Below are 12413 nucleotides of genomic sequence, written 5' to 3'. Positions count from 1 at the left end.
GCATCTATGCTCTCTTAATTGATGCCGTAAATTTGTAATTTCATGTCATTAAAATGACATAACTGTCTGTCAAAATAAAGTTTGTGTCAAAGCTAAACCCGTTGTGAAGCGGGGACAGAAAACTGCGGGTCTAAAAGACGAGATAGCCGGGTTACCACCTAATTGAGTATCCCACGCTTACAAACCTTTTAGGATTTACGATGCATAAAAAACTGTTACTTTCGGCTATCATAGCCTCACTTTGTGCCGCTACTTCAGCGCATGCAGCAATAACGTCAGGCCAATTAATCGCTATTGGCAGCTTGAGTGGCAGTTCTGCCGGCGTTAATACCGATTTGTCAGGCTTAACAGGCTTGCTTGAAAACGGTATAGCAGGTAATTTCCTGGGTGGTATCGGTTCCGGACTTGCTTACGCAGGCGGAAATACTTTTATTGCGACGCCAGATCGCGGACCTAATGCAACGGCGTACAACAGCCAAATAGACGACACATCTTCTTATATTGCACGTTTCCATACCATAACTCTGGATTTAACTGCCAATACATCAGGTACTGGTTTGGCTTATAACCTTACGCCAACATTAACAGCAACCACTTTGTTGTCTAGCGCCACAACGCTAAATTATGGCACTGGTGCAGGCTTGGGTAACCAAATAAATGGCGCTCCCTTAGGTTCCGGCGCACCAATACTGAATACAACCAACAACACCAATTATTTCACCGGTCGTTCTGATAATTATGGTTCTGCCAATGCACTGGGCGTAACTGATTCCACTTCAGCAAACCCCAGCAATGCCCGCTTCGATCCTGAAGGCGTACGTGTTTCCAATGACGGCAAGAGCGTATTTATTTCCGATGAATACGGTCCTTATGTCAACCAGTTTGACCGTGCAACCGGTGAGCGCATTAAATCTTTTGCGCTGCCTGCCAATTTGGCCGTTGCAAATCTGAATCCGATTGGCGCTACCGAGATAGCTAATAACACAACCAGCGGCCGAGTTACCAACAAGGGCATGGAAGGTTTAGCCATTACTCCGGACGGCACCATGCTGGTAGGTATCATGCAAGCGGCGTTGGGACAGGAGGGTGGCGGTAAAAGCATTCGTATTGTGACTATTGACATCGCAAGCGAAGCGACTCATGAATACGCCTATAAACTAACAAACGGTTCAGGTGCCAGTGAAATTATCGCCATCAACAACCATGAGTTTTTGATCGATGAGCGTGATGGCAAAGGCTTGGGAGATGGCAGTAACGCTGTCGTCAAACAGCTGTATAAAATTGACCTCACAGGTGCAACTGAAGTTAGCGGTATGACTGGCTCTTCGGCATTAGGCGCTGCAGCAATTCCAAAAACCTTGTTTCTTGACGTAGCCGCTAAACTTAATGCCAATGGCATCAACAGTGCCAATGTTCCATCCAAGATTGAAGCATTGGCTTTTGGTCAGGATATTTATGACAACGGCGCATTGTTCCACACATTATATGTTGCCAACGACAATGATTTTGTCCCTGGCCTCGCCGGTGCCAACCAATTTTATGTATTTGCTGTTGCCGATACGGCCCTTAACTTTCAGGCGCAACAAATATCTGCTGTCCCTGTTCCTGCAGCTGCCTGGTTGTTTGGTACAGGCTTGCTTGGCTTAATGACTTCGTTAAGAAAGCGCGTCCGTGCTTAAATAAATAACTCTTACCACCACAATATAGTGGTGGTTTTTAACCCTGCTTGAGAAATTAAAATGAACAATAAAACCATAGTTAAACTGTTGGCTGCCGGTGCCATGCTGAGCGGCCTAATCAATACGGCCGAAGCATCCGTTACTAATGTTAAAATTACCGAATGGATGTATAACTCCAATGCTGGAGAATTTATCGAATTTACTAATCTGGGATCAACCGCTGTTAATTTTGCCGGTTGGAGCTTTGATGACGCTAGTAGAGCGCCCAACTCAGTCACCTTATCGGATTTTGGCCTTATCGGCGCAGGCGAATCGGTAATATTAACTGAATTAACGGCAACTGCATTTCGCACAGAATGGAATTTATCATCCAACATAAAAGTTATCGGAAACAATACCCAAAATCTGGGACGCTCCGACGAAATTAATCTTTATGATAATACCAATACCTTGATTGATCGTCTTACTTATAACGATGCAGGAACCGGCAATGTGAAAGGTCCACGTACTCAATACGTAAGCGGCATCCCTGGAAGTCTTGCTGCCTTGGGAGCCAACAATGCCTCACTATGGGCTTTGTCTACTGTAGGTAACTTGGACGGTGCCTACCTATCATTAAGTGGTGACATTGCCAGCCCTGGTAAAACATCATTTGCTGTATCAGCAGTTCCGGTGCCTGCTGCTGTATGGTTGTTTAGTTCAGCATTGGCAGCATTAGGTTTTGTTGGAAGACGTAAAAAAGCATAAATTATTGACTCTTAAGAGCTATCGTAAGCCTAAAATATCTGCTTTGATTAAACCGGTATGACAGGTTAGCGATAGTCACTTTTACAATAAAAGTTGTATGTGATTTTTTGCATCTGATAACTAAAATCCAAATTTATTCTGTTTTAGCGTTACTCCCTATCGTTGAATCTCACTTTATCCTCTGCTCATAAGCGTGCTTAATGAGTTAACTATCAACTACCGTTGACCAAAAATTCGTCCTATCGTAAATTCCAAAGCAATATTTTTTAATATTGAATGTCGTTCACCGATCAATAGTACTAAAACCTCAAAGCTATCGACCACTGTCATAATTTGTCGGTATATTGGATTTTTACGCCTCAATAGACTTTCTTAAAATCTAACCGCCAACACCACGATAAAGTATGCGATATTACTGCACAGGGAATATTTTCAATTTCCAAGATAAACAAAGATAAATTATGCAGTTAGCGCTATTGGCACGGATTCATTCAAGTTGTGATAAAACCATGATAATGCTGACTTTGTTACCATGTTTTTAAAATGCAAAGCGACATATCACGGCCTTTAAACGCGGGTCGGATTTTATTGAACCACTTTGGCACCAAGCCATTACCGGCAAACCTTCTTATATCCACTGGTAGTTTTCTGGTACCTTGGAGCAGGAACGTGGTTTGATGGCTAAGAAATAGTACATTTCATTCCTAAGCTCAAAACAACAGACAAAAGGGTTACCTACAATATCAAACCCTTATTTAACCAAGATGCTTTCCAATAAAAAAAATATTCTCATGACAGAAACAAGCTACAAAACCTCGCTGGACAGCGGCATTGCAGTCATTCACTCCAATAAACTGGAAGCGTTGGGAGATGTGGTCGAATACTGGCTGCGCGAACATCCTTTGGCACCGTTGGAAAATGAAGTATTTCTGGTGCAAAGTAATGGCATGGGGCAATGGTTACAGCAAAGCCTGGCGAAAAATAGTGCGTTAGGTATTGCCGGAGCGATTAAAGTGCAATTACCCTCAGCGTTTATCTGGGCTGTTTATCGTTCGGTATTGGGCTCACAGATTCCCAAAGAACAACTGCTGGCAAAAGCGCCCTTGACCTGGCGCTTGTACCGTTTGTTGCCGACGCTGATTACCCGACCTGAGTTTGAAATTTTGGCGACATTTTTGGCGGTCGATAACAACAGCCGCAAACGCTATCAGCTCGCTGAACAGCTGGCTGATCTTTTTGACCAATATCAGGTGTATCGATCGGACTGGATTGCCGATTGGGCAGCCGGGCTTGATAGCTTGCGTGATAGCCATGGACAAAGCCAGATCATGCCGGAACAACAACGCTGGCAGGCCGCATTATGGCGGGCAGTATTGGCGGATTTAGGCGATCAATATACGCCCTACGCCAGTCGTGCAGCCGTTCATACGCAATTTATGACTCAAATTGATACACAGGAACAGCGTCCTGTCGACATGCCACGGCGAATAATAGTGTTTGGCTTGTCATCGTTACCCCAGCAGTCGCTTGAAGTATTAGCCAAACTGGGCAAATTTTGTCAGATAGTCTTGTTTGTTCATAACCCTTGCCAACATTACTGGGCAGACATTATTGAAGACAAAGCGCTGTTAAAAGCTGAACGCCGTCGCCAAGCTTATAAATCCGGTATGACAAGCGCATTGACCGACGAAGAATTACATCTCCACGCACAACCGTTGCTCGCTGCCTGGGGTAAACAAGGACGTGATTATATTCGCTTGCTGGACCAGTTTGACGATACCCAAACTTATGCAAACTGGCATTGGCCGGAGAGCAAAATTGATCTGTTCAAAGATTACTGCGAACCCGGACAAGGCAGTCTGTTGCAACAATTACAACAATCGATACTGGATTTGGAACCGCTACCTACCGAGCCTGTCGACCTGCCTGAAGTCGATAATTCCCTGATGTTTCATATTGCTCATAGTCCGCAGCGTGAAGTCGAAATTCTTCACGATCAGCTATTAGCCCGCTTTAATTCAGCTGAAAACTTAAAGCCACGAGATATCATTGTCATGGTACCGGATATCAATAAATACGCACCACATATCCGTGCGGTATTTGGCAATATCAAGTCCGGTGATTCCCGCTACATTCCTTACAGCCTGGCCGATCAACAACAGCGAGGTCAAAATCCCTTGCTGGTCGCCGCTGAAGCCCTGCTTAATCTGCCTGACTCGCGTTTTGCCGTTAGCGAATTTCTGGGCTTGCTTGAAGTACCAGCCCTAAGACTACGTTTTTCCATTGATGAAGCCGCTATTCCCAAATTGCATCAATGGGTTGAAGAAGCCGGCATCCGCTGGGGATTACATGCAGAACAACGCACGCAAAATGTAGCGATGCCTAAAGATCTGGAAGCCAATACCTGGCAATTTGGTTTACGCAGAATGTTGCTCGGTTATGCCGTGGGGGCCGGTATCGCATTTAATGCCATTGAGCCTTACGATGAAATTGGCGGACTCGATGCACAATGGGTCGGTGGCCTGTCATACCTGTTGGAAACTCTTGAGAAACAGGCCAACTTGCTGCGAAAAAGCCAAAATTATACCGACTGGCAAGAAACATTATCAGCGCTTTTGGAAGATTTTTTTGATGTCACCAGCAGCGAGGAAGAACGAAAAACGCTGGAGATACTTGGCCACTCATTAACAAGATGGGGAGAAATCTGCGAACAAGCCGGCTTAACCGATGACGATACTTTACCCTTAAACGTTGTTCGTGAAGCATGGCTGGCTACAGTAGATGAACCCAATCTCCAGCAGCGTTTCTTAAGTGACCGGATTAATTTCTGTACACTGATGCCGATGCGGGCCATCCCTTTTCGACTGATTTGCTTACTGGGCATGAATGACGGCGATTATCCACGCAGTCAACCCGCACAAAGCTTTGATCTGATGAGTCAACGCGGGCAGTATCGTCCCGGTGACCGGTCACGCAGGCAAGATGATCACTATTTGTTTTTGGAAGCCCTGCTTTCGGCACGACAACAACTTTATATCAGTTGGATAGGCCGCAACATTCGCGATAATAGCGAGCGTCCGCCATCAGTACTCATCAGTCAGTTACGCGATGCACTGGCCCTGGGCTGGCAACTGGAAAATAACGAACCGAAGTTACTTAAAGCCTTAACCGTTGAACACCCGCTACAACCTTTTAGTAAACAGTATGTGGCCAAAAATCGTGATTCGCGCTTGTTCACATACGCCCGGGAATGGTTTGAACCATCAGCGTCAGTCAGTTTAGCCAACGCAACCCCGGCGGTTGTCTATGAAAAAACGTTGACGCTGGGTCTGCAATCTTTGGGACGTTTTTTGAAAGCACCGGTAAAAACTTTCTGTAATAACACCCTCAAGTTTGGCTTCGACCAAGAAACCATTACCAGCGAAGATAACGAACCTTTTGGCTTTAACAAACTGGAAAGCTATGTGCTACGCCAAAATTTACTGGATGCCTTGCAAAGTGAAACACCAGACAATCCTGATACTTTTTTAGAACAGCAACGCACGACCATGGCCAGGCAAGGTAAACTCCCGCTCGGCGGTTTCGCTCACGCAGCGTATGCGGATATTGCCGATCCCGTTAATCAGGTTTGGCAGCGCTACCAGACACTGCTGACTTTATGGCCCAAGGCAATTGAAGCACGTATTATTGATTTACATTTTGTCCTGGCTGACGACATCACTGTCCAGCTAACCGGTGAATTAATTAATTTACGGCAAAATAGCGATGACCTGACTCAGGGATTGATTCACTTGACGCCGCAAACCTTACTGGGCAATACGGGCAAAATAAAATATCCCAACCTGTTAGCGTACTGGGTACAACATCTCGCCGGCTGTGCAGCAGGTATGAATTTACAGACACTGGTGATGGGTTCTGATTGCGTGATTGAAATTGCCCTGCTTGAACAAACAGCAGCCTTTGCACAACTTAACACCCTGGTTACAGCGTGGTATCTGGGTATGCAAGCGCCGTTACCGGTTGCCTGTAAAACGGCATTTGCCTGGTTGGGCGCATCACCGGATAACGCCATGGATATTGCAAAGTCTACCTATCAGGGTGATGACTGGACCAAAGGTGAAGTAGCCTACGATGCCTATCTCGCGCGTTTTTTCCCGACTTTTTCTCATTTAAACCAGACGACGGTACAAGGTGATTTTAAGGCTTGGACTCAAACGCTTTATGGCGCGGCATTTACTCAAATCAATCAACAAACTGCACAGGATGCGCAATCATGACAGTCGCAAACTCATTAAATCCGCTTGATTTTCCGTTATCCGGCACCCGCCTGATTGAAGCCAGCGCCGGTACCGGCAAGACCTACACCATCGCGGCACTGTATGTGCGCCTGATCCTTGGTCATGGTCAAGATCAAGATCAAGATCAAGATAAGACGTTGCCAAGTCGTAACTTATTGCCGCCTGATATTTTAGTGGTGACTTTTACTGATGCGGCAACGAAAGAATTGCGCGAGCGTATTCGTGACCGTCTTACCGAAGCTGCCAGTTATTTTCGTGGCCAGTTTAGTGAGTGTGATGACTTTCTGGAACCGCTACGCGACAGCTACGATTCTGATAAATGGCCGACTTGTGCCCGTCAATTGGAACTGGCGGCCAACTGGATGGACGAATCGGCTGTGTACACTATTCATGGCTGGTGTAATCGAATGTTGCAGCAACATGCTTTTGATAGTGGCAGTCTGTTTCGTCAAGAGGTCAATACCGATGATACGGAACTGCTAAATCAAGTTGTACGCGATTATTGGCGAACTTTTTTCTATCCCTTATCTGAAATATCGTGTCAAGTGCCGCTAAAACTGACAGATTCACCAGAAGCATTAACCAAACTACTGAAACCTTTACTGTCTGAAACGGAGGCCTTGGGGCTTGAATGCCTTGTCACTGACATAGCAACGGTCTTTAAAAGCTGGGAGACTTGGGAGAAAAAACGGCGAGAACTGGAAAAACAGGCACGCCATTTATGGGCCACCGATAAAATTAAAATAGAAAAACTGCTAAAAAATGCCTCCGAGAACCGCTGGTTAAACGGCAATCAATATCGGCAAGCCACTTTTAACAGCAAGTTGTCGGACTTGGGCGCATGGGCGCAACGTGGTGTTAATGAGGATATTGATACCCTGGTTAAATTTGGTCAACAAAGATTGCTGTCAGGGCTGGTCAAAGCCCATCAAGACAAAACTGAACCATTACAACACAAGGCATTTCAAGCCATTGATGATCTGGCCGGTCATGTTGAGCAAGAAACAGAAGTAACAGAAACCCTGACTTTACATGCCATTCACTGGATCAGAAACCGTTACGATACCGAAAAACAACGTGCCGCTCACATGACCTTTGACGACATGCTGACACGATTGGATAAAGCCCTGCAAAGTGAGAGTGGAGAGCGACTGGCAAGCGTGATTCGCCAGCAATACCCGATTGCGTTAATTGATGAATTTCAGGATACCGACCCCGTGCAATACCGGATTTTTGCCAATCTGTATCCGGCAAACGTGGATAACGGCCTGGGTTGTTTTATGATTGGCGATCCCAAACAAGCGATCTATTCGTTTAGGGGGGCCGATATTTATACTTATCTTAAAGCCCATCAGGTCACAGCGGGGCGACACTACACCTTGGGAACCAACTTTCGTTCTACCAAAGCGTTGGTAGATGCTGTTAATCAGGTATTTTTTGCCGCAGATCAACAAACTGAAGGGGCATTTCAATTTAAAAGTAAGCAAGCCAATCCGTTACCGTTCATCGCCGTCGATGCCAAAGGCCGCAAAGAGGAATGGGTGATTAATGGAAAAGTAGCGCCAGCGTTAACGCTCTGGCATTGGGACTCACCGGAGGCCGTTGGCATGCCGGACTATCGCGAGCAAATGGCCGAAGTGGCCGCCAGCGAGATCGTGCGCTTACTGAATTGTGCCAATCAGGGTAAAACCGGATTTACATCCCAGTCGGGTATCATTCAGCCCTTACAACCCTCCGACATTGCCATTTTAGTGCGTAGCGGCACAGAAGCCAAAGCCATCCGTAATGCGCTGGGAAGACGGCGACTACGTAGCGTTTACCTTTCTGAACGTGATTCCATTTATGCAACCAATGAGGCCTCTGACCTGTTGCTTTGGCTAAAAGCACTGGCCGAGCCCCGTAATGAGCGTAAGGTACGTGCGGCGTTAAGCACCGCTGTTTTAGGCTGGTCGTATGAGGCACTTCATCAACTCACCATCGATGAACCAAGCTGGGAACAACAATTGGAACGCTTTCTTGGCTACCAACAACGTTGGCAACAAGATGGCATCTTGCCGACCTTACGGCAACTAATGAATGATTATGGCTTGCATGCGCGACTGCTGACAGAAAATGACGGTGAACGTTGTTTAACCAATCTGCTGCATTTGGCAGAATTGCTTCAACAAGCCAGCGCTCAACTCGAAGGCGAACAAGCATTAATACGGCATCTGGCTGAAGAAATTGCTGCCGCCGATCAGGCCGCTGAAGAAAATATCATTCGCCTGGAAAGCGATGCCAACCTGATCAAGATCATCACCATCCATAAATCCAAAGGCCTTGAATATCCGTTGGTATTCTTGCCTTTTATCTGTAGTTTCAGGGAAGTTAGTAGTCGTTACAGCCACTATTATCGCTACCATGATGACCGGCAAAACTTATGTATTGATTTGAGCAAAGACGATGCTATTAAAAATATCAGTGATAGAGAAAGGCTTCAGGAAGATTTACGCCTGTTTTATGTTGCCATTACCCGGGCAAAACATGCCTGTTGGTTAGGTTTTGCTCCCATTAAAAGCGGTTCTGGCAAAGCCTGTCAGTTGGAAAAAACAGCCATAGGTTACTTGCTGGGCTGGAAACCAAAAATGCCCGCCAATGAGTTGGCTGCTAAACTGACTCAGCTTAAAGGAGCTTGTAAGGCTATCGTGATTGCCGGCTTACCCGAGCCCACTCAGGCTATTTATCAGCCTTCGCAGCAACACGAACTAATGGATTTACCGCTGCAATCAATTACCACTATTGCTGATAACTGGTGGATAGCCAGTTACAGCGCCTTGCAAACCGAGCACAAAAACACGGGCCAACAGCTTGATCGTAAGCTGTCTGACGTCCCTGAAACGGCTCAGGAAGATAAACAAAGTGATGAAGCGGATGTTTATGTTGGCTCATTAACAAAAACCCTGTCCGGCATCCATAGCCTGCCCCGAGGTGCAGGTCCCGGCGTGTTGGTTCATGAATTACTGGAACAGTGCGCGCAGCGTGGCTTTAAGGCGATGCTGGAAAAACCGGATGACTGCCGACTACTGATCGACAAGATTTTTAGCCACAAAACCTGGGATGATAAACGCGATATTATTGCCACGACAGTCATGCAATGGTTAACCATGCCGTTACTGGAAGGGTCTTCTTTTAGATTGGCTGATCTTGAAGTTGATGATTACCAAGCTGAACTTGAGTTTCTTGTTGGTGCAGAGGATGTCAGTATTCAGGCCTTGGATCATTTGGTTACCCTGCATACCTTTTCCGGTAAACCCAGGCCACGTTTATTACCGGCACAGGTAAACGGTTTATTGAAAGGCTTTATTGACTTGATATTCGTCCATAACCGGCAATACTACATTGCCGATTACAAATTTAATGGCCTTGGCAATAACGATGCCGCGTACACACAAGAAACAATGGAAACGGCAATGTTAGCCAAACGCTATGATTTGCAATATGCCCTGTATCTGTTGGCCTTGCACCGGTTATTAAAAGTCAGAATGGGCGACAGCTACGATTACGATACCCATATCGGCGGCGGTCTTTATCTGTTTTTACGCGGCGTAAATGGCCCGTTAAGTGGCAGAATTTTCCATAAACCGCCGAAAGCATTGATTGAAGGTATGGATATGCTGTTTTTGGGTTCAAATAAGCACGGAGAAATAGTATGACCAAAGGATTATCTGTTCTTGACAGTATCGATAACTGGATCAGTCTGGGTTGGTTAACGCATTTGGACAGGGCTTTTGTACGCTTTCTCATTGATCAGGAGCCTGATGCCAGTGATCGGGTACTTTGGGCTGGAGCACTTGCCAGTCATCAGTTGGGCCGGGGTGAAGTTTATCTGGAGATGGAAAAACTCTGTCAACAGCCCGAATTAACGCTGGCTATTTCTGGCGATGATGACAACCAGACCGAGGTTGATGAATCAACAATAGGCGCTTTAAGCGATGCGCAAGCCCTTGCCGAATTATTGACACTTAAAGCTTATACACTCGAACAATGGCAAACGGCTCTGAGCGCATCATCGCTGGTTGGCTTGGGTCATGGCAATACGCCACTGGTTCTGGAGGGCAATCGCTGCTATTTACGGCGTTATTGGCAGTATCAGCAAATACTCGATCAAGCCATCCAACAACGACTGCAACCGATCAGAACCGAACTGCCCACCGCTTTGCAAGCGCAATTACAGTTGTTGTTTGCGGCCAAAAGCCCCGAAAGTCCTGATTGGCAGAAAATTGCCTGCGTATTGGCATTGCGTGCACGCTTTGCCATCATTACCGGCGGCCCCGGCACCGGCAAAACCACGACGCTGACCAAGCTGCTGGCCTTACTGATTAAACTGGCTAACGATGAATCCGGCAATACCCGCAAGCTCAATATTTTACTGGCAGCACCTACCGGTAAAGCCGCAGCGCGGGTCAGTGAATCGATCAGCAAAGCGTTAGAAAAACTACAAGTTCCTGAAGACATTAAACAGGTTATTCCTAAAAAAGCGAGCACCCTGCATCGCTTGCTGGGTACTCGGCACGACTCACGGCACTACGTCCATCATCGCAATAATCCTTTGGTAGCTGACATCGTTATCATTGATGAAGCGTCGATGATTGATTTGGAAATGATGGCATCATTGCTGGATGCCTTGCCGGAAAGCACCAGTTTAATATTGCTGGGGGACAAGGATCAATTGGCTTCTGTCGAGGCGGGTTCGGTGATGGGGGATTTATGTCGCGGCGCTGAAAACAGCGCTTATGACGAACCAACCCATGCTTGGATCAGGCCGTATAGTGATGAAGCACTCAGTGAAAACGCCCTGGTTGGCTCGGCTATTAACCAGCAAACTGTCATGCTTCGCCATAGCCATCGTTTTGGTGAGCACAGCGGTATCGGTCAATTAGCCAAAGCCGTCAACAAAGGTGATTCCAAACTGGCTCAGGCTATTTTAAAAGATACCACAAGCTATCAGGATCTTGGTCACCTACTGTTGAGCCATCCGGCTGATATCCATTTAAAAAACTTGCTAACAGCCAATACCGGACTACAGGACGATAGCCAACCTAAAAATCGCCAAGGCTATGGTTATTATCTTGACGTTATTCGAAAAAAACGCCCGACCGATAAAATGCAATACCCGCACTGGGCAAAACAGGTTTTGGAAGCCTTTGATACTTTTCAGGTTCTCTGCGCTTTGCGGCTAGGTCCTTGGGGCGTTGAAGGTTTAAATCAGCGTATAGAACAGTGGTTATTTCCCGGCCAAAAACCAACGCTGTGGTATGAAGGCCGCCCCGTTATGATCACCCGCAACGACTACAATCTGGGCTTGATGAATGGCGACGTCGGTATCACTCTTAAAGATAGTACCGGAAAACTGCGGGTAGCTTTTCCCGGCGAAGATGCGCACGATGCGGTAAACATTCTTTGGATATCACCCATGCGGCTACCGGATGTGGAAACGGCCTTTGCCATCACGGTACATAAATCCCAAGGCTCGGAGTTCAACCATGTTGCACTGGTTCTGCCGGAAACCAAAAGCCCAGTACTGACCCGTGAACTGGTCTACACCGCGATTACCCGAGCGAAAGAAAACTTCACCTTACTGGAAAGTCATGCGGATATTTTCAATCAGGCTATTTTAGCGACTTGTAAATAAAGGCTACCATTTCAAATG

The 12413-nt window shown here is 46.4% G+C and carries 5 protein-coding genes and 1 riboswitch; all 5 genes read left to right on the top strand.

Translation table 11 applies throughout. The annotated features are described in order from the left end of the window. The first annotated feature begins 81 nt into the window (after window positions 1-81). Window positions 82-159, top strand: a riboswitch (cyclic di-GMP riboswitch). 41 nt (window positions 160-200) lie between these two features. Next, the gene (locus KKZ03_RS08865) at window positions 201-1679 is read left to right on the top strand and encodes an esterase-like activity of phytase family protein (RefSeq protein WP_243221135.1); all 1479 of its coding nucleotides are present in this window, start codon (window positions 201-203) and stop codon (window positions 1677-1679) included. Between the two features lie 60 nt (window positions 1680-1739). After that, window positions 1740-2426, top strand: a complete 687-nt coding sequence (locus KKZ03_RS08860; protein ID WP_243221134.1) for a lamin tail domain-containing protein — start codon at window positions 1740-1742, stop codon at window positions 2424-2426. 791 nt (window positions 2427-3217) lie between these two features. Beyond that, window positions 3218-6703 carry an exodeoxyribonuclease V subunit gamma gene (gene recC / locus KKZ03_RS08855; protein ID WP_243221133.1) on the top strand — a complete coding sequence of 1162 codons (3486 nt, stop codon included), beginning with the start codon at window positions 3218-3220 and terminating at the stop codon, window positions 6701-6703. After that, on the top strand, window positions 6700-10416 hold the full coding sequence (recB, locus tag KKZ03_RS08850) for an exodeoxyribonuclease V subunit beta (protein WP_243221132.1): 3717 nt from the start codon (window positions 6700-6702) through the stop codon (window positions 10414-10416). The genes recC and recB overlap by 4 nt, the downstream gene beginning before the upstream one ends. Continuing rightward, entirely contained in the window at window positions 10413-12395 is a 1983-nt protein-coding gene (gene recD / locus KKZ03_RS08845) for an exodeoxyribonuclease V subunit alpha (protein ID WP_243221131.1), read from the top strand. Before recB ends, recD begins: the two co-directional genes overlap by 4 nt. Window positions 12396-12413: the final 18 nt, after the last annotated feature.

This window comes from Methylobacter sp. S3L5C, assembly GCF_022788635.1.
In the GTDB taxonomy this organism is placed as follows: domain Bacteria; phylum Pseudomonadota; class Gammaproteobacteria; order Methylococcales; family Methylomonadaceae; genus Methylobacter_C.
The sequence above is the reverse complement of the archived record's forward strand: the minus strand, read 5'-3'. Positions and strand labels throughout refer to the sequence as shown.